The 22,893-nt window shown below is 70.4% G+C and carries 18 protein-coding genes; 6 read left to right on the plus strand and 12 right to left on the minus strand.

The window, feature by feature from the left end:
• Positions 1-18: 18 nt before the first annotated feature.
• Positions 19-4,635 (minus strand): ATP-dependent helicase, encoded by a 4,617-nt coding sequence (locus ABD340_RS46020; protein WP_344598298.1) that lies wholly within the window; start codon positions 4,633-4,635, stop codon positions 19-21.
• Positions 4,636-4,753: 118 nt separating this feature from the next.
• Between ABD340_RS46020 and ABD340_RS46025 the strand changes: the two genes are divergently transcribed.
• Positions 4,754-6,031 carry an alpha/beta hydrolase fold domain-containing protein gene (locus ABD340_RS46025; protein ID WP_344598299.1) on the plus strand — a complete coding sequence of 426 codons (1,278 nt, stop codon included), beginning with the start codon at positions 4,754-4,756 and terminating at the stop codon, positions 6,029-6,031.
• Positions 6,032-6,040: 9 nt separating this feature from the next.
• Positions 6,041-6,235 carry a DUF3046 domain-containing protein gene (locus tag ABD340_RS46030; protein ID WP_344598301.1) on the plus strand — a complete coding sequence of 65 codons (195 nt, stop codon included), beginning with the start codon at positions 6,041-6,043 and terminating at the stop codon, positions 6,233-6,235.
• Positions 6,236-6,311: 76 nt separating this feature from the next.
• On the opposite strand, the gene ABD340_RS46035 is transcribed toward ABD340_RS46030, so the two are convergent.
• The 4 genes from ABD340_RS46035 to ABD340_RS46050 form a co-directional block, all read right to left on the minus strand.
• The gene (locus ABD340_RS46035) at positions 6,312-6,761 is read right to left on the minus strand and encodes a DUF350 domain-containing protein (RefSeq protein WP_344598303.1); all 450 of its coding nucleotides are present in this window, start codon (positions 6,759-6,761) and stop codon (positions 6,312-6,314) included.
• A gap of 90 nt (positions 6,762-6,851) precedes the next feature.
• A complete protein-coding gene (locus ABD340_RS46040) occupies positions 6,852-8,012 on the minus strand; it encodes a glutathionylspermidine synthase family protein (RefSeq protein WP_344598304.1) in 1,161 nt (386 codons plus the stop codon).
• Between the two features lie 4 nt (positions 8,013-8,016).
• Positions 8,017-8,394, minus strand: a complete 378-nt coding sequence (locus ABD340_RS46045) for a hypothetical protein (RefSeq protein WP_344598306.1) — start codon at positions 8,392-8,394, stop codon at positions 8,017-8,019.
• A 181-nt stretch (positions 8,395-8,575) separates the two neighbouring features.
• Positions 8,576-9,436, minus strand: coding sequence for an ATP-grasp domain-containing protein (locus tag ABD340_RS46050; protein ID WP_344598308.1), 861 nt, complete (start codon positions 9,434-9,436; stop codon positions 8,576-8,578).
• A gap of 191 nt (positions 9,437-9,627) precedes the next feature.
• Here ABD340_RS46050 and recA point away from each other — a divergent pair, with 191 nt between their 5' ends.
• The 3 genes from recA to rny all read left to right on the plus strand — a co-directional run bounded on the left by recA (position 9,628) and on the right by rny (position 14,075).
• Positions 9,628-10,755 carry a recombinase RecA gene (recA, locus tag ABD340_RS46055; RefSeq protein ID WP_344598310.1) on the plus strand — a complete coding sequence of 376 codons (1,128 nt, stop codon included), beginning with the start codon at positions 9,628-9,630 and terminating at the stop codon, positions 10,753-10,755.
• Positions 10,756-11,397: 642 nt separating this feature from the next.
• Positions 11,398-11,985: a regulatory protein RecX gene (locus ABD340_RS46060; protein ID WP_425547548.1), complete on the plus strand. Its 588-nt coding sequence runs from the start codon at positions 11,398-11,400 to the stop codon at positions 11,983-11,985.
• Positions 11,986-12,500: 515 nt separating this feature from the next.
• Positions 12,501-14,075 (plus strand): ribonuclease Y, encoded by a 1,575-nt coding sequence (rny, locus tag ABD340_RS46065; RefSeq protein WP_344598312.1) that lies wholly within the window; start codon positions 12,501-12,503, stop codon positions 14,073-14,075.
• Between the two features lie 4 nt (positions 14,076-14,079).
• Here the strand turns inward: rny and ABD340_RS46070 are convergent, their stop codons facing one another.
• The 7 genes from ABD340_RS46070 to ABD340_RS46100 all read right to left on the minus strand — a co-directional run bounded on the left by ABD340_RS46070 (position 14,080) and on the right by ABD340_RS46100 (position 20,966).
• Positions 14,080-14,598 carry a hypothetical protein gene (locus tag ABD340_RS46070; RefSeq protein ID WP_344598314.1) on the minus strand — a complete coding sequence of 173 codons (519 nt, stop codon included), beginning with the start codon at positions 14,596-14,598 and terminating at the stop codon, positions 14,080-14,082.
• Complete coding sequence (locus tag ABD340_RS46075) at positions 14,595-14,810, minus strand: helix-turn-helix domain-containing protein (RefSeq protein ID WP_344598315.1); 216 nt, start codon at positions 14,808-14,810, stop codon at positions 14,595-14,597. The genes ABD340_RS46070 and ABD340_RS46075 overlap by 4 nt, the downstream gene beginning before the upstream one ends.
• Positions 14,811-14,860: 50 nt before the next feature.
• Positions 14,861-16,825: a S9 family peptidase gene (locus ABD340_RS46080; RefSeq protein WP_344598317.1), complete on the minus strand. Its 1,965-nt coding sequence runs from the start codon at positions 16,823-16,825 to the stop codon at positions 14,861-14,863.
• Positions 16,826-17,224: 399 nt separating this feature from the next.
• Positions 17,225-18,217 (minus strand): amino acid ABC transporter permease, encoded by a 993-nt coding sequence (locus tag ABD340_RS46085; protein ID WP_344598319.1) that lies wholly within the window; start codon positions 18,215-18,217, stop codon positions 17,225-17,227.
• A complete protein-coding gene (locus ABD340_RS46090) occupies positions 18,214-18,915 on the minus strand; it encodes an amino acid ABC transporter permease (protein WP_344598321.1) in 702 nt (233 codons plus the stop codon). The genes ABD340_RS46085 and ABD340_RS46090 overlap by 4 nt, the downstream gene beginning before the upstream one ends.
• A 179-nt stretch (positions 18,916-19,094) precedes the next feature.
• On the minus strand, positions 19,095-19,964 hold the full coding sequence (locus ABD340_RS46095; RefSeq protein ID WP_344598323.1) for a glutamate ABC transporter substrate-binding protein: 870 nt from the start codon (positions 19,962-19,964) through the stop codon (positions 19,095-19,097).
• 198 nt (positions 19,965-20,162) lie between these two features.
• The gene (locus ABD340_RS46100) at positions 20,163-20,966 is read right to left on the minus strand and encodes an amino acid ABC transporter ATP-binding protein (protein WP_425547549.1); all 804 of its coding nucleotides are present in this window, start codon (positions 20,964-20,966) and stop codon (positions 20,163-20,165) included.
• Positions 20,967-21,339: 373 nt separating this feature from the next.
• Here ABD340_RS46100 and miaB point away from each other — a divergent pair, with 373 nt between their 5' ends.
• Positions 21,340-22,884, plus strand: coding sequence for a tRNA (N6-isopentenyl adenosine(37)-C2)-methylthiotransferase MiaB (gene miaB / locus ABD340_RS46105; RefSeq protein WP_425547550.1), 1,545 nt, complete (start codon positions 21,340-21,342; stop codon positions 22,882-22,884).
• Positions 22,885-22,893 lie beyond the last annotated feature (9 nt).

Raw genomic sequence — 22,893 nt, forward strand, 5'->3', positions numbered from 1 at the left:
CCTGCGATGAAACACCGCCTAGGAGCGCAGGCGGAGGCCGCGGGGGGTGGGGTGGAAACCGGCGGCCTCCAGGGCGGATGCCAGCGGGGAATTGTTGATCGACTCGCCGTCGGCCCGCTCCACCGTCAGCCGGCCCAAGGCGCCCTCCCGGACGGCCAAGGCCAGCGCGTCCACGGCCGGTTGCAGCGAATCGGGGTCGTCGACCCAGGTGAGCAAGGTCCGGCCGCCGCGCTCGACATAGAGCAGCAGGGCGCCGTCGACGAGCACCACCAGCGCCCCGGCCTTGCGGCCCGGCTTGTGGCCGCTGGCGACTTCGTCATCGCGTTCCGGCCAGGGGAGGGCCGCGCCGTACGGGTTGGCGGGGTCGGCGGCGGCCAGCACGAGGGCGCGTCGCTCGTTCCGCGCGGGCTGTGGAGTCTCCCACGGGTCGGCCCGGGGAGCGGCCTGGGACGGGCGCAGCGCGCGCAGGCGGTCGACCGCACCGGGAAGGGCGAACTGGGCCGCCCCCAGCCCTTCCACGAAGTACCCGCGGCGGCAACGGCCGCTCTCCTCGAACGCGCGCAGCACCGGGTACACGGCCGCGAAACCTCCCGGAGTGCGCTCGGCCGCCACCGCGCCCCTGATGACGATGCCATAGCGGTCGAGCAACGCCTCGGCCAGCGCGTGCGAGCGCAGGGTGGCCTGGGTCTCCCGCTCGGGAAGCAGCCACCAGCGCCCCGCCACCGTGGGCGGACCCGTACGGGAAGGCAGAACCGGCCGTCCGCGACGCGTCGTCCTGGAACGATGCGTCGGACGGCCCGCCCCCAAGGCCGAACGCAGCGGTGCCAGGGTGTCGTTGGTGAGACGACCTGCCCAGACCAGATCCCAGACCGCGGTGACCAGATCCTGGTCGTTGACCGTGACCTCCGCGTTGACGCGGTCGGAGAGCGTGCGGAAGAACAGCGCCCCGCCGCCGGAAAGGGCGTCGAGGACCGCCTGGTGCGCGGGCGTCAGCGTGATCTCGGCGGGCTCCGGCATGAGCAGTGGCGCCGTATCGGCCAGGTGGAGGGAGACCCAGCCGTCCCCGCCCGGCAGGCCGCCCTGCCCCGCCCAGACGACCTCGCCCGCGGAGGTGAGCTCGTCGAGCAGGGCGGGAGAGTAGTCCGGAACACGGGCGGGCAGGATCAGCGACTCCAGCGCCGACGCGGGCACCGCCGACCCCTGGAGTTGCTCGACGGCCTGGACGAGGGCGTCGATGCCGCGCAGCCGCGACCCGCCCGCGATGCCATGCCACACGGGCAGGAACCGGCCCAGCGCCTCCGGCGGAGACGGCTCCACCTCGGCGCGCAGCCGGGCCAGCGAACGGCGCCGCAGCGTCCGCAGCACGCCCGTGTCGCACCATTCGGTCGTCAACGGGCCGGAGACCGCCTCGACGGGCAGGAACTCGCCTTCCACCACGCGGCCCGCGCCCGACAGCCGCCCCAGCGCCTCGACGACCACGGCCGGGCCCAGGCCGAACCGGACCGCGGCGGACCCGGCCCGGAACGGCCCGTGGGTGCGCGCGTAACGCGAGACGAGATCGCCCAGCGGATCGTCGACCGGTTCCAGGAACGCCTCGGGGATACCCACCGGAAGCGGCGCCCCCAGGGCGTCCCGCAGGCGCCCCGCGTCTTCGACGGCGGCCCAGTGCTCCTTGCCCGCGATCCGGACGCGGATGGCGCGGCGGGTCGCCTCCAGGTCCGACAGCCACACCGACGCCAGGGCCGCTCCATCACCAGAGGAGACGCCTTCAGCAGGCGGCCCGGGCAGGGCGGTGCGCTCGGCCACCTCGGCCGTGGTCAGGGGGCCGAGGCCGCGCAGCAGGTCGGCGACGCCTTCCAGGTTTTGAGCGCGACGGTCCTCCGCCAGGCGCTGCAACTCCCGTTCGGTGTCGGCCACCACCGCCGGATCGAGCAGCTCGCGAAGGTCGGCCTGCCCGAGCAGTTCCGCCAGCAGAGCCGAATCCAGGGCCAGTGCCTGGGCGCGACGCTCGGCGAGCGGCGAATCGCCCTCGTACATGAACGCGCCCACGTAGTGGAACAGCAGCGAGCGCGCGTAGGGCGAGGGCTCCGGAGTCTCCACCTCGACCAGGCGGACCTTGCGGCCCGACAGGTCGCGCATCAGCTGGACCAGCCCCGGGACGTCGAACACGTCCTGCACGCACTCCCGCATCGTCTCCAGAACGATCGGGAACGAGGGGTATTTGCTCGCCACAGCCAGCAGTTGCGCCGCGCGCTGACGCTGCTGCCACAACGGCATGCGCTTGTCGGGACGGCGCCGCGGCAGCAGCAGCGAACGCGCCGCGCACTCCCGGAACCGCGCCGCGAACAGCGCCGACCCGCCCAGCTCGTCCACCACGATGCGCTCGATGTCCTCGGGGTCGAAGACACCGAGATCCAGGCTGGGCGGCTCGTCCATGTCGGGGATGCGGATGACGATGCCGTCGTCCGCGTGCATCGCCTGTGCGTCCACGCCGTAACGTTCGCGCAGGCGGCCCGCGATGGCCAGCGCCCAAGGGGCGTGCAGCCGCGCACCAAGAGGGGAGTGCACGACCATCCGCCAATCGCCCAGCTCGTCGCGGAACCGCTCCACGACCAGGGTGCGGTCGTCCGGGACATGGCCGGTCGCCTCGCGTTGTTCGGCCAGATAGGACACGAGGTTGGCGGCGGCCCACTCGTCCAGGCCCGCCGCGCTGACGCGTTCGCGCGCGGCGTCGGCGCCCATACCGGCCAGCTCGCGAGTGAACGCCCCCAGCGCGCGCCCGAGTTCGGCTGGACGGCCCAGGGTGTCCCCATGCCAGAACGGCAGCTTGCCCGGCTGTCCAGGGGCGGGCGACACCAGCACCCGATCGGGGGTGATGTCCTCGATCCGCCACGAGCTGGCCCCCAGGACGAAGACGTCGCCCACACGCGACTCGTACACCATCTCCTCGTCCAGCTCGCCCACACGGGACGACTTCTCGCCCACGAGGAAGACCCCGAAGAGCCCGCGATCGGGGATGGTGCCGCCGCTGGTGACGGCCAGCCGCTGCGCACCTGGACGGTCGCGCAGCACTCCGGTGACGCGGTCCCACACCAGGCGGGGGCGCAGCTCGCCGAACTCGTCGCTCGGGTAACGGCCGGCGAGCATGTCCAGCGTCGCCTCCAGCGCCGAGCGGGGGAGCGTGGCGTACGGGGCGGCCCGTTTCACCACGGACTCCAGCCCGTCCACCGTCCACTCGTCCAGCGACACCATCGCGACGATCTGCTGCGCCAGGACGTCGAGCGGGTTGCGCGGGTAGCGCATCTCCTCGATCTCGCCGCCGCGCATGCGCTCGGCCACCACGGCGGTCTGCACGAGGTCGCCCCGGTACTTGGGGAAGATGACGCCCTTGGAGACCGCGCCCACCTGGTGGCCGGCCCGGCCCACGCGCTGCAGGCCGTTGGCGACCGACGGCGGCGACTCCACTTGCACCACCAGGTCCACGGCGCCCATGTCGATGCCCAGCTCCAGACTGGACGTGGCGACGACCGAGGGAAGACGACCCTGCTTCAGGGCGTCCTCGATGCCGGCCCGCTCCTCCTTGGACACCGAGCCGTGGTGCGCGCGCGCTATCTCGATGGGCGCGCCCTTGGTCGCCCCCGCCTGCGCCATGGTCTCGGCCGGCGCATGGTTCTCCGGCAAGGGGCCGGCGCTGCGTTCATAGGCCAGCTCGTTGAGACGGCCGCACAGCCGCTCCGCCAAGCGGCGCGAATTGGCGAAGACCAGAGTGGAGCGGTGCGCCTCGATGAGGTCGAGCAGGCGGTCTTCGACATGGGGCCAGATGCTGCGCTGCCTGGGATCGGCCGTGCCCGACTCGTCGGCGAACTGCCCGCCGGGGGTGGACACGGCGCCCATGTCCTCGACCGGGACCACGATGTCGAGATCGAAGACCTTGTCGGACGGCGGCTGCACGGTGGTGGCGGGGCGGGTGCCGCCGAGGAAGGCCGCGATCTCCTCCACCGGCCGCACCGTCGCCGACAGGCCGATGCGCTGGGCGGGCCGGTCGAGCAGGGCGTCCAAGCGCTCCAAGGAAAGCGCCAGGTGCGCGCCCCGCTTGGTGCCCGCGACCGCGTGCACCTCGTCGACGATCACCGTCTCCACCCCGCGCAGCGAGTCGCGGGCCTGCGAGGTGAGGATCAGGAACAGCGACTCGGGGGTGGTGATCAGGATGTCCGGGGGGCGCGCCGCCAGCCGGCGGCGCTCGTCGGCGGGGGTGTCGCCGGAGCGGATCCCGACCCGCACGTCCGGCTCGGGCAGCCCCAGCCTGCGGGCCGCCTGGCGGATCCCGGTGAGCGGGGCGCGCAGGTTGCGCTCGACGTCGACGGCCAGGGCCTTGAGCGGCGAGACGTACAGCACGCGGCAGCGCCGCTTGGGATCGGGCAGCGGCCCCGCCTCCGCCTCCGCCGCGAGGCGGTCGAGGGACCACAGGAAGGCCGCCAGCGTCTTGCCGGAACCGGTCGGGGCGACGACCAGGGTGTTGTCGCCGCCGGAGATGGAATCCCACGCGCCGGCCTGCGCCGCCGTGGGCGCGGCGAACGCCCCCGTGAACCACGCCCGCGTGGCCGGGGAGAAGCGTTCGAGCACGTCAACGCTCATCCCCCCATCCTGCATCCTGCCTCTGACAGAACGCGCCAGAGTGTCCCGCATCACGTTGTAACGAATGCTTGCTTGGGTCATTCTGAGGGGTCCGGTCACCCGCAAGGAGCCGAGCCTGATGTCGTACGCCCTTCTCGCAATCGGCGTGGCGGCCCTCCTGCTCACGCTGAACGCCAGGTTCCCCCGGCGCCACCCCCTGCTGCTGCTTCCGAGCTTCTTCTCCGGATGGCTCAGTACCGAGCTTGCGCCCCACCTGCTAGTGGCAGAAGCCGCGGGCATCGCGGCCACGGTCGCGTACGGGGGACTGGAGGGCTGGGCGGGCTGGACGGGCCTAGCCCTGGGCGCGGCCGGGACGGCGGGCACGATCGCCACCATCCTCAGAGCCCGCCGCACCGTCGTCACCTTGAGGGAATGCGGTGTCCCCCTGGACCTGGACCCCGAACGTGCCCCGCGCTATCCGCTCACCCACCTCATCGTCCCGCCGCTGTGCCTCATCCCGCGCCGGGGCGTGCAGGCCCGGCGCAACGTCGTCTTCCACGAGCAGGGCCGCCTGCGCCTGAAACTGGACGTCTACCTGCCCGCCGAGGCGAACAGCGAGGAGAAGGGGCCGCGGCCTGGCCTCATGCAGATACACGGAGGCGCCTGGATCATCGGTGACAAGCGCGAACAGGGGCTCCCCCTGCTCAACCACATGGCCGCGCAAGGATGGGTGGGCTTCAACGTCAACTACCGGCTCAGCCCACGCGCCACCTGGCCCGAGCACCTGATCGACCTGAAGCACTTCCTCAAGTGGTACCGGGAGCACGCCGCCGAGTATGGGGCCGACCCAGAGTTCCTGTGCGTGACCGGAGGATCCGCGGGGGGACACCTGACGGCCATGCTCGCGCTCACCGCCAACGTCCCGGAGTTCCAACCCGGCTTCGAGGACGTCGACACCAGCGTCCAGGGCGCCGTCCCCTTCTACGGCGTCTACGACCTCGTCGAACCGGGACCATGGCCCGTTCCCATGGGAGCGACCGCCCTCATGGAACGAATGGTGGTCAAGAAGCCCTTCCGCCACGAGCCAGAGGCGTACGCCAGAGCGTCCCCTGCGAACTACCTCCGGGAGGACGCGCCCCCCTTCCTCGTCGTCCACGGCAGCCACGACTCGCTCATTCCAGTCGCGGAGGCCCGCCGCTTCGTGGAACGCCTGCGCGCAACCTCCGCGTCACCGGTCATCTACGCCGAGATGCAGGGCGGCCAGCACGCGTTCGACGTCTTTCCGTCGTACCGCACGGCTCGTGTCATAGAAGGCGTGGAACGCTACCTGACCGGCCTCCACCGCCAGTACGTGACGGGCGCCCGGCCCAGCGCACCTCCGTCCATTCCGGACGAGGTCAGCGACTCGCTGGGATAGCGTTGTCGTGTGCGGCTCACAGTGTTCTGGGATCGGATGAAGCAGCAGTTCGGCGAGAGCTACGCGGAAAGCGTGGCCAAGGACTACGTCCTGGCCGAACTCGGTGGCCGCACCGTCGAACAGGCCCTCGCCGACGGAGAATCCGCCAAGAAGGTCTGGCAGGCGGTCGTCGCCACGTTCGACGTCCCCCAGCGCCTCCGCTGAACGCTCTCCGGGCACACCCGCGGCATGTCAAAGGGGCGGCGCGACGAACCGCGACCGCCCCTTTGAACCGTGCCGCTCAGTAGACCGCGACGGCGGTGACGAACCCGATCATCAGGTTGGCGACCGCCAGCAGGATCGCCGCCGGCTCCAGCCGGTCCTCCTCGTCGTCGGCCAGCTCCTTGATGCTGATCCCGATCAGCCGGTCGAAGATCAGCGTGGCCACGGTCATCGCGACGATGCCGACCGCGCCGAACACCAGCGTGCGGGTCAGCCCCTCCAGCAGGTCCCCGCCCGAGGCGAAGATCGAGACCGCCACGATCAGGCCCACCCCGACCGTCGAGGCGCAGGCCAGCAGCGTGGCGTTGGGGTTGCGGTGCTGCCGGATCACCGTGATCAGGCGGCCCGGGATGGCCAGGTCGGTCATGTAGAAACCGACCACGAACAGCACCAGGCCGACCGCGGCGTAGGCCAGCAGCGCCCCTGTCCCGTCCAGCAGGATCTGGCCGAGATTCTCGTCGGTGTTCATGGATCTCCTTAGCGGAACGCGCGTCCGCCGCGGTTCATCGGGAGCGGCAGCGGGACGCCTAACAGGGGGTGACAGGGGAGAAAGCAGTGCTCAAAGCGGAATGCGGTGGGGGACGAAGGACGAAGTGTCATCGGTGACGAGCCCTGCCGTCTCGCGGATGCCGAGACCCGCGGACTCGTCGTGGACCACCCAGGCGCCCAGCACCGGGTGCTCCCCGTCGAATTCGGGAAGCGCGCAGAACTCCTGGAAGACGAAGCCCTCCTTGCCGTAGTCGCCCTGGGTGCGCTGCTCGCTGCCGTCCGGGGTGACGATGCGCATGCTCGCGCCCTCCCGGCCCAGCAGCGGCTTCTGCACGTACGCCGTCAGGCTGGACGGCGTGTTGAGATAGGTGGGAAGCAGATTCGGATGCCCCGGGAACAGCTCCCACAGCAGCACCAGCAGCGCCTTGTTGGAGAGCACCATCTTCCAGATCGGCTCGATCCACTTGGTGGGCGTCGCCGGGATGTTACGGCCGAACGGCTCGTTGACGATCCACTCCCAGGGGTACAGCTTGCACAGAGTGTGGATCTCCTCCTCGTCGAGATCCACGAAACGCTTCCGTGCCGGATCCCAGCCGATGTCCTCCATCGCGATCGCAAGCCCTGGCAAGCCCGCCTCCTCGGCGGTCTGCTGCATATAGGCGATCGTCATGACCTCTTCGCCGGTCTCGTCGCCATGGGTCCAGGCGAAGTGGGCGGAGCCGTCGTGGTCCAGACCAGAGGCGATCTCCTTCCAGCGGGCCACCAGCCGCTCGTGAATGGAGTTCCACTGGTCGTCCTCGGGGAAGACCTCCTGCAGCCAGAACCACTGCACGATGGAGCTCTCCACCAACGCCGTAGGGGTGTCGGCGTTGTACTCCAGCAACTTGGCGGGGCCTTTGCCGTCGTAACAGAGGTCGAACCGGCCGTACAGATGCGGATCGCCGCGACGCCAGGACTCCTCGATGAGCGGCGCGACCCAATCGGGAATGCCCAGCGTGTGATAGCGGCCGGTGGTCACCACATGCTCGACCACCTGCAGGCACATCCCGTGGAGTTCCTCCACCGCCTCTTCGAGCGCCAGGACCTCGTCCATGTCGAAGACGTAGTGAACCGACTCGTCCCAGTAGGGGCGGGGCAGGTGCGCCGGATGCGCCGTGCGGTGGAACGCCAGGCCGTGCGACTCGACCTTGTCGGCCCAGTCGTCGCGCGGGTCGGAACGCTCTCGCCGCACGCCTTCAGCTCCCGCTCTTGCCGCTGCCGCCGAAACCGCCGCGGCTCAGCGTCGTCCCGGCCTTCGTCTTGATCTTGCCCTTGCTGGGGCCGTACGAGCTGCCGCCGGAGACGTAGCCGTCGCTGCCGCGCTTGCCGCCGTAGTACCAGAAGTAGCGGCCGTAGGAGACCGTCCCGCGCGAGACGTCGCGGCTGTCACAGAAGTAGTCCGAAACGACCCGGTACCCGCCCTTGGTCTTCCCGACCGCGGGGGCGTAACGGTCCACACACCAGGCGGTGGTGGTCTTCGAACCGCACGCTGCGACGGTCAGCGACAGCGCGCCGACCATCCCGATCTTGACGGCCCGGGAGCTGAGCCGGCGCTTCTGTTCCTGTGGGGGCAAGGCGAACACGTCCTTCGAAACGAGGCGATTTGCAGCCGATCGGTTCCACGGCACGGAGCGCACGCGCCCTTACGGAATGGGAACTCTCGGTTGCGAGGCCATAGCTTAGGGGTGGTCGATCCTCGGACGGAAGGGACACGCTTCCCGTTCCCGCCAGGACGGATCAATATGGCGGGAGGGGTCAGTCGGGGACCGGAAGATGGGCGTACAAGTCCATCGGGTCCACGGTGGAGGGCAGGTCGCTGACCTGGCCGTCGCCCACCTCCACCACGCGCCATTCGCCGTCCTCCCGGCGCGCCAGGTCGGTCGTTATGAAACGGCAACCGAGCGCCCGGACGGAAGGGGCCACCGAATCCAGCCGCGGGTCGGGCTCCAGCTCCGGGCTGTCGGGGTGGGGACCCACCAGGGCGGGCTCGCCGTCCACCCACCACACGCGCGCCTCGCCCTCCCCGTCATACGGCTCGTACTCCCGCACGACCACGCCGCCCGCCAGGAACTCGTCCTGCAACGCGATCATCTTGGCCACGACACCGCGCAGCAGGGCGAGGTTCTTCACGTCCGGGACGAAACACGCCTCGTTCCACTCGTGCTTACGGGACTTCACGTAATCCTTGACGACCCCTGGCCCGCCCCTGAGGGGGCGCACCAGCTCCCCCAGGTCACCCGGGTCCTCGCCAGGGGAGAGGGGGCGCCACACGCTCTGCGGCGTCAGCCCCGCGAAGGTGTCGTGCCAGCCCGGCAGTTCATGTGCCCGTTGGTAATCGTCCGGGTGCGTGAGCAGCAGAGTTCCGCGACGCTTCAAGAAGCCGGCCATCGCCGCGTACTCGGCGCTCGTCAGCATCCAGCCCCGGTACCAGACGGGTCCCAGATCACGCGGAACGGCCCGTACCGCCGCCTCGACGTCGCCGTGCTGCAGCGCGTCGTGATCGATCAGGGCGATCTCGCCGTAGTGGTCCCGCACCGCGGCGGCCTCGCGGGCGAAGTGGGGGTCAACGCGCCGGGGGCGGAGCGGGTCGACGCAGAAGAGGACGGTCAGCGTCATGATGGAACCCTCCGTGGACGGCGCCAGCGTACGGGTCTTGAGTGTCGCCCGCACGGAGATTCCCGGGCAAATCCGCGGCCACGACCATGATCGAACGGATGTTCGGTAAAGTCGTGGGGTCGGGAACTGTCGGTGGCTCCCCGTAGCGTCGCCTCCGACACCGCAACGACGGAAAAAGGGACGGACACCTCATGGCAGCGAACGACCGCGAGAAGGCTCTCGAGACCGCACTGGCCCAGATCGAACGGCAGTTCGGCAAGGGCTCGGTCATGCGGATGGGCGAGGAGGCGCGACCGCCGGTCGAGGTGATCCCCACCGGCTCCATCTCGCTCGACATCGCGCTGGGCATCGGCGGCCTGCCGCGCGGCCGCGTGGTCGAGGTCTACGGGCCGGAAGGCTCCGGCAAGACCTCCATCGCGCTGCACGCGGTGGCCAGCGTCCAGAAGAAGGGCGGCATCGCGGCGTTCGTCGACGCCGAGCACGCCCTCGACCCCGAGTACGCCCGCAAGCTCGGCGTCGACATCGACGCCCTGCTGGTCTCCCAGCCCGACACCGGCGAGCAGGCGCTCGAGATCACCGACATGCTGATCCGCTCCGGCGCGATCGACATCGTCGTCATCGACTCGGTGGCGGCCCTGGTGCCGCGCGCCGAGATCGAGGGCGAGATGGGCGACAGCCACGTGGGCCTCCAGGCCCGGCTGATGTCCCAGGCGCTGCGCAAGCTCACCGGCGCGATCAACCAGACCCGCACCACCGCGGTCTTCATCAACCAGCTCCGCGAGAAGGTCGGCGTGATGTTCGGCTCCCCGGAGACCACCACCGGCGGCCGCGCGCTGAAGTTCTACGCCTCCGTCCGGCTCGACGTGCGCCGGATCGAGACCCTTAAGGACGGCACCGAGGCGGTCGGCAACCGGGTCCGCGTCAAGGTGGTCAAGAACAAGATGGCCCCGCCCTTCCGTGTCGCCGACTTCGACCTGCTCTACGGCCAGGGCATCTCCCGCGAGGGCGGGCTGATCGACCTCGGTGTCGAGCACGGCTTCGTCCGCAAGTCCGGCGCCTGGTACACCTACGACGGCGACCAGCTCGGCCAGGGCAAGGAGAACGCCCGCAACTTCCTCAAGGGCAACCCCGACATGGCCGACGAGATCGAGAAGAAGATCAAGGAGAAGCTGGGCATCGGCCCCAAGCTCGACAAGGAGGCCGAGCCGGCCCCGGCCGCCAGCACCCCGCCCCCGGCGGCCGCGCCCGCGACCACCTCCCGTGCCGCCTCGACCACCACCGCCCGCAAGGCCAAGACCCCCAAGCCGGGAGACTCCTGAGGAAGGGTGCTTCCTGACAGTGATTCCGCCGACCAGGGTGACTCTTGACGAAGGTTGGGGAATGATCTCGTCCGCAGGGCGGCGGCGCCCTATCCGTCACCGGCCGCCGGCCGGTGCACGGACCTTCCCCGATGGCGCCGCCGCTCCACTGGACCCGGGCGGTCACCCATGACCCGCCCGCCCAATCCCTGGTCGGCCGACGACCCGCCCGAACGGGAGGAGCCCCTCCCCTGGGAGGCTGCTCAGGAACCGGCCACCAACCCCTTCATCACCGACTGGTCTCGCAACGCCTGGACCACAGCGGACGAGCCGAGCGGCACCCCACCCGGCCACGCGGCCTCTTCCAGCACGCCGCCCCTGCCCGAAACCAAGCCCGACCCCGGCGAAAACTCGGAGACATCCGCTGGGCCGTCCGAAGGCGAGGTTTCTGCGCCCCGTAAGCCTGATCCCCCGGCTGCGGAGGGGCGTGACTCGGTCTCGCCCGGGACTCGCGAAGACGCGCAGGGGGCCGCGGGGGAGTCCAAGGAGATGGTTTCCCCGCCCAATGGGGCTGGGCCTCCCTTCGAGGGGGCGGGCGACTCGACCTTGCGGGCGGCTGCGGGGCTGCGTGAAGAGGAGGGGACGGCGGTCCGCTCGGGTGCGGTGAAGGCGCGCGAAGGTCGGCGGAGGGGCGATAGGGGGCGCTCTAGTCGGGCCGAGGGCGATGGTGAACGGGGGCGGCGTGAGGACCCGGAGAAGTGGGCGCGGGAGGTTTGCCTGCGGCTGCTTGAGCGTGGGCCCCGGACGCGGGCTCAGTTGGCCGAGGCATTGCGGCGCAAGGACGTCCCGGACGAGGTGGCCGAGCAGGTGCTCGGCAGGTTCACCGAAGTCGGCCTGATCGACGACGAGGCGTTCGCGCAGGCGTGGGTGCAGTCGCGGCACACCGGGCGAGGGTTGGCCAGGCGGGCGCTGGCGGTCGAGCTGCGGCGGCGGGGGGTGGCCGAGGAGACCGTCAGTGATGCGGTGGAGACCCTCGACGACGAGCAGGAGGAGGAGACCGCGCGGCGGCTGATCGCCCGGAAGGCGGCGGCCACACGCGGTGTGGAGCCGGCCAAGCGGACGCGGCGGCTGGTCGGCGTGCTGGCGCGCAAGGGGTATCCGCCGGGGCTGGCCTACCGGGTCGTGCGCGAGGTCCTCGAAGAGGAGGGCGCCGAGGTCGAGGAGCTCCCGGACGGAGTGGAGTTCGACTGAGGGTGACGGCGGGGCGACACGCCGGGGAATGACCGGGGTGCCTGACGCCGGGGCGGGTCTTCCCTGACTGTGATCGGGCAGGTCACGGGCTTACGTGGGGCGGTAAGGGGTTCCTCACGCATCGGCGCGGTTAGTCCGGAATGCCCGGGGTTTGCTTGCTCATTACCTCCATGCCGCTTACCGTTACGGCAGTGAGGAGTTACTCCGCGCACCGCGGATTGTCATACGACCGACCTTTTTCGCACAGCTGAGGGGCATAGAGGACAGACGTTGGCCTACCTCGGAGGAGGGGCCGGGTGCGGTTCGCCGCGGCCTGGCGGTTCCATCACCGAGTGCAGGTCGAATGACGCCACGGGCGGTTCCGCGCAGTGCCCGACGACTGGGTCAGGCCCGGGGCGCTGCCGTGCCGTGCCCTGTGGCCGGGTGTGCGGCGGTCCGCCGGGACGCGGGTAAATCCTCGCAGAGCAGGGCTTCGATCCCCGACGGGGCCCGCGAGCGAGGAAGAGGTCTGCCTCATGGAGAGCGTCCTGCTGGGTGCCGCGCTACTGGTGACCCTGGTCGCTCTCGTGATCGTGGTGCTGCGCCGCCCAGGCGTGCCCGCGGGCCCCGACAAGGGCGAACTCGACCAGGCGCAGTGGGACGCCGACGAGATCAAGGCCGCGGCCCGGACGCAGGCCCAGCAGATCCTCGCCGAGGCCGAGGCGGAGGCGCAGCGGATCGGCAGCGCCACGCGCGGCGATCTGGAGGAGGAGGCCCGCGGCGTCCGCGAGGACCTGCGCACCCTGCGCGAGGACCTGGAGCGCAGGGAGGCCCGCCTCGCCGAACGCGAACAGCGACTGGACGGCGAGGTCCGGCGCCTGGAGGAGTGGTCCGGCCGCCTCGCCGAGACCAAGCGGTCGCTGGAGACCCGCCGCGGTGAGCTGGGCGAGCTGGAGGAGGAGCGCCGCCAGGTCCTCGAACGCGCCGCCGGCCTCACCACCGAGGAGGCCAAGAGCGAGCTGGTCGCCGTCCTGGAGAACCAGGCCAAGCGGGAGGCCATCCCGATCACGCGGGAGATCGAGAACGCGGCCCGGGCGGAGGGCGAGAAGCGCGCCCGCAAGATCGTGACGCTGGCGATCCAGCGGGTGGCCAGCGAGCAGACCGCCGAGTCGGTGGTGTCGGTGCTGCACCTGCCCGGCGACGAGATGAAGGGCCGCATCATCGGCCGTGAGGGCCGCAACATCCGCGCGTTCGAGTCGACCACCGGGGTCAACCTGATCATCGACGACACGCCCGAGGCGGTCCTGCTGAGCTGCTTCGACCCGGTCCGCCGGGAGGTGGGCCGGCTCACCCTGGAGAAGCTGGTGCTGGACGGCCGGATCCACCCGCAGCGGATCGAGGAGGTCTACGAGCGCAGCCGCGCCGACGTCGAGCAGCTGTGCGTCCGGGCCGGCGAGGACGCCATCGTCGAGCTGGGCGTCACCGAGATGCATCCCGAGCTGATCACGCTCCTCGGCCAGCTGCGCTACCGCACCTCCTACGGCCAGAACGTGCTCAAGCACCTGATCGAGTCGGCGCACATCGCCGGGATCATGGCCGCCGAGCTGCGGCTGCCGGTCGAGCTCGCCAAGCGCTGCACGCTGCTGCACGACATCGGCAAGGCGCTCACCCACGAGGTCGAGGGCAGCCACGCGCTGATCGGGGCCGAGATCGCGCGGCGGTACGGGGAGCATGAGGACGTCGTGCACGCGATCGAGGCGCACCACAACGAGGTCGAGGTGCGTACGGTCGAGGCGGTCCTCACGCAGGCCGCCGACGCCATCAGCGGCAGCCGCCCGGGCGCGCGCCGCGAGTCGCTGGAGGCCTACGTCAAGCGGCTGGAACGGCTGGAGGAGATCGCCCGCGACAAGCACGAGGGCGTGGAGAAGGTGTTCGCGATGCAGGCCGGGCGGGAGATCCGCGTCATGGTCAAGCCCGACTCGGTCGACGACATCCAGGCCCAGGTGATCGCCCGCGACATCGCCAAGCAGGTGGAGAGCGAGCTCACCTACCCCGGCCAGATCCGCGTCACGGTCGTCCGGGAGTCCCGCGCGATCGAGTTCGCCCGCTGAGTCGTCAGGCTGCTTTCAGGGTGGTCCAGAGGGCGCGGACGTCGACTCTGTGGCGGTGAAGGGTTTGGACGGCGTTGTTGGAGGCGTCGGCCAGGAGGCCCCACAGGAGGTCTTCTCTGGTCGCCTGGGCGCGCCCTTGGCGGCGGGCGGACCAGAGGGACACCTCCAGGGTCTTGCGGCCTGCCTCGTTGAACGTGAGCTGCTTGGCCGGGCCGCTCAGGGTGACGCGCAGGGGAAGGAAGGGCGAGCGCCGCAGCCGCCATAGGGATGGGTCGTCCAGGCGCAGTGAGGTGGCTTCGGAGGCGCGGCGGTGGACTTCGTCCACGTCGATGCCCAGGGTCGCCAGTAGCGCGCGGTCAGGGGCGCCCGGGGTGGTGAGGGTGAGGTCCAGGCCCGCGACGGGTCCGCCTTGGGTGAGGGCCAGGAGGAGTGGGTCGGTGCCGAGGGTGGGGCCCTCGGCCTGGATGCCCGCTCGGATGAGGGTCTGGCGGGCGGCGGGGGCGAAGTCGGCCAGCGTCATCATGCGAGGCGCCTCGCGTGCTTCTTGTGGACGGACTGGCGGCGCACGCCCAGGGCGGACGCTATGGCCTGCCAGGACCATCCTTGGGTGCGCGCGTTGGCGACGTGGAGGGCTTCCAGTTCGTCCGTGAGCCTGCGCAGGGCGGCGACGGCGGCCAGGCCGGTGGCGGGGTCGCGGCTGTCCACGGCCTCGGCGAGTTCCATCATCGTGGTCATGCTGTCAGCCTAGGCTGACAATTGCGATTTGTCAGCCCAGGCTGACAAGATCACCCGACGGTCAGGTCGATCGGGTCCACGCCTCGCGGCTTGAAACCCAGCGTCTGGCCGTAGAAGGCGAGTTCGGCCTCCAGGGCGGCGATGACGGTCTCGGCGCGCCGGAATCCGTGGCTCTCGCCCTCGAACGTCAGGTACGCGTAGGGGGTCTTCTTGGCCGCCATCGCCACCGCGAAACGCTCGGACTGGTCAGGCGGGACGACCGGGTCGTCCATGCCCTGCAGAAGAAGGACGGGGCAGGCCGTGCGGTCGGCGCTGTTGAGCGGGGAGCGCTCCTCGTAGGCGCGCTCGAAGCCGGGCAGGGGCCCGATCAGGCCGAACAGATAGCGCGACTCGAAGTCGTGCGTGGCCTCCACGAAGCTCTGCAGGTCGCTGATGCCGTAGTAGGACGTGGCGGCCTTGAACACGTCGGTCTGGGTGATGCTGGCCAGGGTCGTCCAGCCGCCCGCGCTGCCGCCCCGGATGGCCAGGCGCTGCGGGTCCGCAATGCCGCCGTCCACGAGCGCCTTGGCGGCGGCCACCGCGTCTTCGACGTCCACCACGCCCCATTGGCGGCGCAGGCGTTCGCGGTACGCGCGGCCGTAACCCGTGGAGCCGCCGTAGTTGACGTCGATGACGCCTATGCCGCGGCTGGTGAAGTAGGCCCGCTCCAGGTTGAGCACGCGTGTCACGCGGCTGGTGGGGCCGCCGTGCACGAAGACCACGTACGGGGGCAGTTCCTTCTCCACGCCGGTGAACTCCGGGTTCGACGGCGGGTAGACGTAGGCGTGGACGGGCCGGCCGAAGGGGCCTTCGAGCTGCTCCGCGCGCGCTTTGGGAAGGTAGGCGACGTCGGGGAGTTCGGCCAGTTCGCGCCGGAGGCCCTCCACCCGGCCCGTGGTCGTGTCGATGCGCACGACCGACGGCGGAACGGTCGCGCCACCCGCGATGCCGACGATGGTGGAGCCGTGGGCGGACAGGGCGAGCTGCCAGTCGTCGTAGGGCACCTCCAGGTCGACCAGCTCCAGGGTCTCGGGGTCGTAGATGCCGAGCCGCTGGTCGCCCTCGCCGTGCAGCACCGCGAGGCGGCCGTCGTCCAGCAGCGCGTAAGGCATGCCGCCCAGCTGCCAGAGGGGCCCCGCGAATTCCTCTTCCGCGGGGTAGAGCGCCTGGGGCGACTCCCCGTGCAGGCCGACCTGGTAGATGTTCCACCAGCCTGGCCAGTCGGAAATGACGTAAAGCGATTCATCGTCGCGCCACAGCGGGGCCAGCGCCGACTCGGTGAGGCCGCCCTTGACGGTCCGGGGTGCGACGGTCTGCCCGTCCTCGATCGCCGCCACGCGGATCTCGGTGCCGTCCCAGGGCATCCGGGGGTGGTTCCACTGCACCCAGGCCAGGTGGCCCCCGCCGGGGGAGGGGGCGGGGTTGGCGTAGAAGTCGGCGCCGGTGACCAGCTCGCGGATGGCGGAGGCGTTGGCCGCGGCGCTGCCGTCCAGGGGGACGGCCACGATGGCGCGGCGGATGCCGTCGGGGGTGTGCCCCTCGCACACGCACCAGATCTCCGTGGAGTCGGGGGAGAGGGCGAAGTCGGCGTACCGCAGCCCCCCGGGGACGGCCGGCTCGGGGGTGAGCGGGTGCGGCTTGGGGTCCCCCGGATCGAGGAGGTGGAGCCGCTGGTCCTCGTAGTTGGCGAAGACGATCGCGGGCCCCTCGGCGGTGCGGACGGGCAGGTAGGACCGGCCCCCGTACTCGTGGACGCGGGTGCGGGCGTCCCACGGTGCCTGCAGGAGTTCGGTACGGTGACCGCCCTGAAGGTGGATGACCGTGGTCCGGCCGCCCTCCTCCGGGCGGGTCTCCTGCCACCACACGTCGCCGTCGTGCACGGTGGGGAAACTGAGTCGCAGCCGGCCGCGGGCGACGTCGGCGGCGGAGATCGGAGAGGGCCAGGAGCCGTAGGGGAGGGTCGCGCGAGCGGTCATACGCGAATCGTCCCGCATACGGGGATCCGTTGGGGCCATGACGGGGCCATTGACCTCGGAAAGATACAACCCGTTCACAAGGGGCAGGGATGAGCATGTGCGGACGTTGGTACGGCTGTGGAAAAAACGGACATCCTGTGTTTCTTGGCAATCTGTGACGGCCCGGCTCAGGTCCCCCCGCGCCGCCCGCTCGAGCGCCTGACGGCCCGGTACGGGGCGAACAGTCCCTGAACCCACGTCCGGGCCGCCGTGTCACCCGTGTCGCCTCAGCGGCCCTCTCAGCGAGCTCCATGAGTGCCTGCACGCCCGCCGTGGACCGCGACGCGCCGCCGCGCGGGGCATGGCATGAGGAGGGGCCACCGGAATCCCGGTGGCCCCTCCTGTCCAGCGCGTTCCCGCTCAGGGGCCGCCCGGCGCCCCCGCCATCGACACGCCTGGGGCGGGTGGAGCCCCGGTCCCCGTGCCCATCGTCTTGGCGGACGTCTTGCGGCTGCGCCGGCTGCGGCGCTCCAGCCGGTTCGCCACCGAGCTCAGCGCCATGTTGATGGCGATGTAGACGACCGCGACGACGATGCCGGCCTGGATGACGTTGTTCTCGTAGTTGGCCGGGACCTGCTTGAACCCCGCCTGGAGCAGTTCGCCGTAGGCGATGATGAAGCCGAGCGCGGTGTCCTTGAGCAGCACCACCATCTGGCTCACGATCGCGGGCATCATGACCGTGATCGCCTGAGGCAGCAGCACCAGCCGCAGCACGCCGTTCTTGCGCAGGCCGATGGAGTAGGCCGCCTCCGACTGGCCTCTCGGGATGGAGTTGACCCCGGCCCGGACGATCTCGGCGAGCACCGAGCCGTTGTAGAGCACCAGGCCGAACACCACCGCCGCGAAGGCCGGGACGGTGATCACGCCGGCGTTGATCTCCACCCCGAAGATCCCGCCGAAGGTGTCGACCATGACCCGCTGGAAGGTGCCGAACGGGGTCTCGGCGATCACCGGGCTGACCTTGTTCGGCACGAAGAACGCCAGGAAGATCAGGATCAGCAGCGGGATGGCCCGGAAGAACTCCACCACCGCGCCCGCCGGCACCCGGATCCACGCGTGGTCCGACAGCCTGGCCAGGCCGAACACCACGCCGAACAGGATGGCCAGGACCGAGGCGACGACGGCGGCCTTCAGCGTGTTCCCCAGCCCGGGGAGGATCAGATTGGCCCACACGTCGCCGTTCAGGAACGGCTTCCACAGCCGCCAGGCGAACTGCCCCTGGTCGTTCATCCGCAGCGCGGCCACCGTGACCAGCGCGAGCAGCAGAAGCGCCGAGACGGCGGTCAGGAGGTTGTTGCGCCGGCGTGCCCGCGGTCCGGGCGCGTCGAACAGAACGTTCGCTTCCTTGCTCATCGCGCCACCGCCGTCCGCTTGGCCAGCCAGCCGAAGAAGAACCCGGTCGGCAGGGTAAGGATCATGAAGCCCACCGCGACGCCGATGAACAGCGGCAGCGCGCCGCCCTGGAACGTCGGGTCGTCCATGAACTGCTTCATGACGACCGCGGTCTCGGCGTAGCTGGCGGCCGCCGCCACCGTGGTGTTCTTGATCATGGCGATCAGGATGCTGCCCAGCGGTGCGATCACCGCCCGGAACGCCTGCGGCAGGATGATCATGCGTAGCGACTGGCTGAAGGTCAGTCCGATCGACCGGGCCGCCTCGGCCTGGCCGAGCGGCACCGTGTTGATGCCCGAACGCAGCGCCTCGCAGACGAACGCGCCGGTGTACCCCGACAGGCCCAGCACGGCCCACCAGTAGTAGTTGACGCCGGAGTCCTCGGAGAAGACCAGGCGCAGGGTGTCGCTCAGCCCCAGGCTGCACATCAGCAGCACGAGGGTGAGCGGGGTGTTGCGCAGGACGTTGACGTAGGCGGTCCCCACGGTTCGCAGCACCGGCACCGGGGAGACCCTGAAGCTCACCAGGACGATGCCGATGATGAGCGACAGGATCCCGGCCGCGATGGACAACCGGATGGTCGCCCAGAAGCCGTCCAGGATCGCGTCGATGTTGTCGAAGAACGGACCGAAGTCAAACAGGTCGAGTAGCTGTTCCATGGCGTTCCAGGGGGTCTGGGCTATACCGGCGCGCGCCCCGTATCGGGTCTACCGGGGAGCTGGCCGACACGGCGGGCCTCAGTCTGGGAGCAGGCGCGGACCCGGCGCCGGGCGCGGCGTCCGGCGGAGGCGTGCTCCACCGGCGGGACGCGGCCCGGCGGCCGGGTGCGTACCTGGCCTCAGGCGCAGCCCTCGGCCGGCGGGGCGGTGGTCTTGAACTGGAGCCCGGTGCCCGCGAAGTGCTTCTCCAGGAGCGTCTTGGCGGTGCCGTCCTGGTACATCTTCGTGACGGCCTTGTTGACGGCCTCGCAGGTCTCGGTGTCGCCCTTCTTGATGCCGACGCCGTACTTCTCCTCGGAGATGGGCGAGTTGATGACCTTGAACTTGCCCTTCTGCTGGTTGGCGAAGCCGGCCAGGATCAGGTCGTCGGTGCTGACCGCGTCCAGCGCCCCGGTGCCCAGCTTGGCGGTGCACTCGGAGTAGCTGGAGGCGTCCACCAGGTTCACGCCCTTGATGCCGAGCTTGCCGTCCGGCGGGCCCTCGGTGACCCGGCGGAAGGAGTTGGACCCGGCCGCCTTGCACAGCTTCTTGCCCTTGAGGTCCTCGGGCTTCTTGATCTTGTTGTCGTCCGCCCGGACCATCGTGTCCTGCTGCGCGACGTAGTAGGGGCCGCCGAAGGTGACCTGCTTCTTGCGCGCGTCGGTGATCGAGTACGTGGCGATCACGAGGTCGACCTGCCCGCCGCCGATGAAGGACTCGCGGTTCTCCGACCGGGTCTCCTTGAAGGTGACCCCGCTCTCCGGGACGCCGAGCTCCTTGGCGATGTACTTGGCCACGTCGACGTCGAAGCCCTCGAACGTGCCGTCGGGCTTCTTCAGCCCCAGCGCCGGCTGGTCGTACTTGACGCCCACGGTGATCTTCTTGGTCTCCTTGGCCTTCTGGGCGACCGTCTTGGCCTCGGTCTTCTCGGTGTCGCTGCCACAGGCGGTCAGGGCCAGCGCCAGCGCGGTCGCCGCGCCGATGGCGGCGCCGAAACGACTTACTCGCATTGCTCGTTCTCCCTCTGCGTTTCTGCCGGCTGCTATCTGCCGGAGCCGCGGCTCAGCCAGTGCGTGGGGCCTGGTACGGGCTCGGTACGGGCTCTGTGCGGGGCTCTGTGCGGGGCTTGGTCCGGTCTCCAGTTGTCGGGGGCGTGACCGGGGTCCGTGCGCGGCCGCTCCCGCCGCCGCCCGGCCCCGGCGACGGGGTCAGTGCGTGAGGATCTTGGAAAGGAAGTCCTTGGCGCGGTCGGTGCGCGCGTTGGTGAAGAACTCGTCGGGGGTGTTCTCCTCGACGATCTGGCCGTCGGCCATGAAGACCACCTTCTGCGCCGCGCGCCGCGCGAAGCCCATCTCGTGGGTGACCACGATCATGGTCATGCCGTCCCGGGCCAGTCCGGTCATGACGTCCAGCACCTCGTTGACCATCTCCGGGTCCAGCGCCGAGGTCGGCTCGTCGAACAGCATGACCTTGGGCCGCATGGCCAGCGATCGCGCGATCGCGGCGCGCTGCTGCTGGCCGCCCGAGAGCTGGGCGGGGTACTTCTGCGCCTGGTTGGCGATCCCGACCCGGTCGAGCAGCTCCATGGCGTGCTTCTCGGCCTCCTGCTTGCCCGACTTGCGGACCTTGACGGGGCCGAGCGTCACGTTGTCGAGGATCGTCTTGTGCGCGAAGAGGTTGAACGACTGGAACACCATGCCCACGTCCGCGCGCAGTTTCGCCAGCTCGCGGCCCTCTTTGGGGAGTTCCTTGCCGTCCACTTTGATCGTGCCGTCATCGATCGGCTCGAGCCGGTTGATCGACCGGCACAGGGTCGACTTGCCGCCGCCAGAGGGGCCGATGACCACCACCACCTCGCCGCGGTCCACGGTGAGGTTGATGTCCCTGAGCACGTGCAGGTCGCCGAAGTGCTTGTTGACGTGCTCGACCACCACGAGGGGCGCGCCTTCGCCGCCGTCGTTCCTGGGCCCGCCGTCCTTGGTGAGCTCGGGCCCGCCTCCGCTGTCCGTCATGGAGCGGGACTTTACGTCATCGTTCTCCACGGTTGATTCTCGGCGTGGTACCGATCCGATCACGAATCCCCACGTAAGCGTCATGATCGTCCAAATCGGCGGCCGAAGCCGGGGCCGCCGCGACCCCAGTGGCGGCAGGGGATCGAGTGCACCGCCCGTAGCCGCCGGTGACGCTGCGAGAACACCCTCGGTAGGCGCCGCGGGCGTGTCCGGGACGGCGTCCGGACGTCGCACTACTGTGACCGGCCGGTGATCCTTTGGTGACCCTCTCGCCCGGATCACCTGCCGGAGCGACCCATCGGACCGCCGAGCCGGGGCGGACCGGCCGACGCGTACGCCCGGGTGGTCACGACGCGTACCCTTGGTGACTGTCATGAGTGCGCCTATGGAGATCGGCGCCCGCACGTACGAGATCCGTACCTACGGGTGCCAGATGAACGTCCACGACTCCGAGCGGCTGGCCGGCCTCCTGGAGGACGCGGGCTATGTCCGAGCCGGGGACGCCGAGCCCGATGTCGTCGTCTTCAACACCTGCGCGGTACGGGAGAACGCCGACAACCGGCTGTACGGCAATCTCGGCCATCTGCGGCCCGTCAAGGACGGCCATCCCGGCATGCAGATCGCTGTCGGCGGTTGCCTGGCGCAGAAGGACCGGGACACCATCGTCGAACGCGCGCCTTGGGTGGACGTGGTCTTCGGGACGCACAACATCGGGTCGCTCCCGGTGCTGCTGGAGCGGGCCCGGATCCAGGACGAGGCCCAGGTCGAGATCGAAGAGTCCCTGGTGACCTTCCCCTCGACGCTGCCGACGCGCCGCGAGTCGCCTTACGCCGCGTGGGTGTCGATCTCGGTGGGCTGCAACAACACCTGCACCTTCTGCATCGTCCCGGCACTGCGGGGCAAGGAGCGGGACCGCCGGCCGGGCGAGATCCTGGCCGAGGTGGAGGCGCTGGTCGCCGACGGGGTCCTGGAGATCACCCTGCTCGGGCAGAACGTCAACGCCTACGGATCGGGCTTCGGAGCCCTGGCGTCCGCGCCGCGCGAGGTGCGGGAGATGACCGGGGACGGGCAGTCGGCCTTCGCCGGCCTCCTGCGGGCCTGCGGCGGAGTGGACGGCCTCGAGCGGGTGCGCTTCACCTCCCCGCATCCCAAGGACTTCACCGACGACGTGATCGCCGCCATGGCCGAGACGCCGAACGTGATGCCGTCGCTGCACATGCCCCTGCAGTCGGGCGCCGACCCCGTGCTGCGCGCCATGCGCCGCTCGTACCGGCAGGAGCGCTACCTCGGCATCATCGAGAAGGTGCGCGCCGCCATCCCGGACGCGGCCATCACCACCGACATCATCGTGGGCTTCCCCGGCGAGACCGAGGAGGACTTCGAGCAGACCCTGCACGTCGTGCGGGAGGCGCGTTTCTCCGGGGCGTTCACCTTCCAGTACTCCAAGCGTCCCGGCACCCCCGCGGCCACGATGGACGGGCAGGTGCCCAAGGAGGTCGTGCAGGAACGGTACGAGCGGCTCGTCGCCCTGCAGGAGGAGATCTCCTGGGAGGAGAACAAGAAGCGACTCGGCCACACCCTCGAAGTGCTGGTCGCCGAGGGGGAGGGGCGCAAGGACGGCGCCACCCGCCGCCTGTCGGGGCGCGCGCGGGACAACCGCCTGGTCCACTTCCAGGCCCCGGACGAGCCGGTCCGCCCAGGCGACATGGTCACGGTCGAGGTCACCTACGCAGCGCCGCACCATCTGGTGGCCGACAAGCCGGTCGCGGGGGTGCGCCGTACGAGGGCGGGGGACGCGTGGGAGGCCAGGCAAGGCGCCGCCGCTCCGAAGGGGGTCTCGCTGGGGATGCCGGGTATCGGCCGTCCCGCCGTTTCAGCGGTGCAGGCGGGGTCTTCCAGTTGCTCCACGTGCTCGTAGGCCGCCGGC

Source organism: Actinomadura vinacea (genome assembly GCF_039532545.1).
In the GTDB taxonomy this organism is placed as follows: domain Bacteria; phylum Actinomycetota; class Actinomycetes; order Streptosporangiales; family Streptosporangiaceae; genus Spirillospora; species Spirillospora vinacea.

Bases quoted from the DNA above. Each gene is read 5' to 3' on its own strand.
- ABD340_RS46095 (WP_344598323.1), bottom strand. From the start codon at position 19,964: ATGCGAGTAAGTCGTTTCGGCGCCGCCATCGGCGCGGCGACCGCGCTG.
- ABD340_RS46020 (WP_344598298.1), bottom strand. From the start codon at position 4,635: ATGAGCGTTGACGTGCTCGAACGCTTCTCCCCGGCCACGCGGGCGTGG.
- miaB (WP_425547550.1), top strand. From the start codon at position 21,340: ATGAGTGCGCCTATGGAGATCGGCGCCCGCACGTACGAGATCCGTACC.
- ABD340_RS46035 (WP_344598303.1), bottom strand. From the start codon at position 6,761: ATGAACACCGACGAGAATCTCGGCCAGATCCTGCTGGACGGGACAGGG.
- ABD340_RS46085 (WP_344598319.1), bottom strand. From the start codon at position 18,217: ATGAGCAAGGAAGCGAACGTTCTGTTCGACGCGCCCGGACCGCGGGCA.
- ABD340_RS46090 (WP_344598321.1), bottom strand. From the start codon at position 18,915: ATGGAACAGCTACTCGACCTGTTTGACTTCGGTCCGTTCTTCGACAAC.
- ABD340_RS46070 (WP_344598314.1), bottom strand. From the start codon at position 14,598: ATGATGACGCTGGCCGACTTCGCCCCCGCCGCCCGCCAGACCCTCATC.
- ABD340_RS46075 (WP_344598315.1), bottom strand. From the start codon at position 14,810: ATGACCACGATGATGGAACTCGCCGAGGCCGTGGACAGCCGCGACCCC.
- ABD340_RS46100 (WP_425547549.1), bottom strand. From the start codon at position 20,966: ATGACGGACAGCGGAGGCGGGCCCGAGCTCACCAAGGACGGCGGGCCC.
- ABD340_RS46050 (WP_344598308.1), bottom strand. From the start codon at position 9,436: ATGACGCTGACCGTCCTCTTCTGCGTCGACCCGCTCCGCCCCCGGCGC.
- recA (WP_344598310.1), top strand. From the start codon at position 9,628: ATGGCAGCGAACGACCGCGAGAAGGCTCTCGAGACCGCACTGGCCCAG.
- rny (WP_344598312.1), top strand. From the start codon at position 12,501: ATGGAGAGCGTCCTGCTGGGTGCCGCGCTACTGGTGACCCTGGTCGCT.
- ABD340_RS46080 (WP_344598317.1), bottom strand. From the start codon at position 16,825: ATGACCGCTCGCGCGACCCTCCCCTACGGCTCCTGGCCCTCTCCGATC.
- ABD340_RS46025 (WP_344598299.1), top strand. From the start codon at position 4,754: ATGTCGTACGCCCTTCTCGCAATCGGCGTGGCGGCCCTCCTGCTCACG.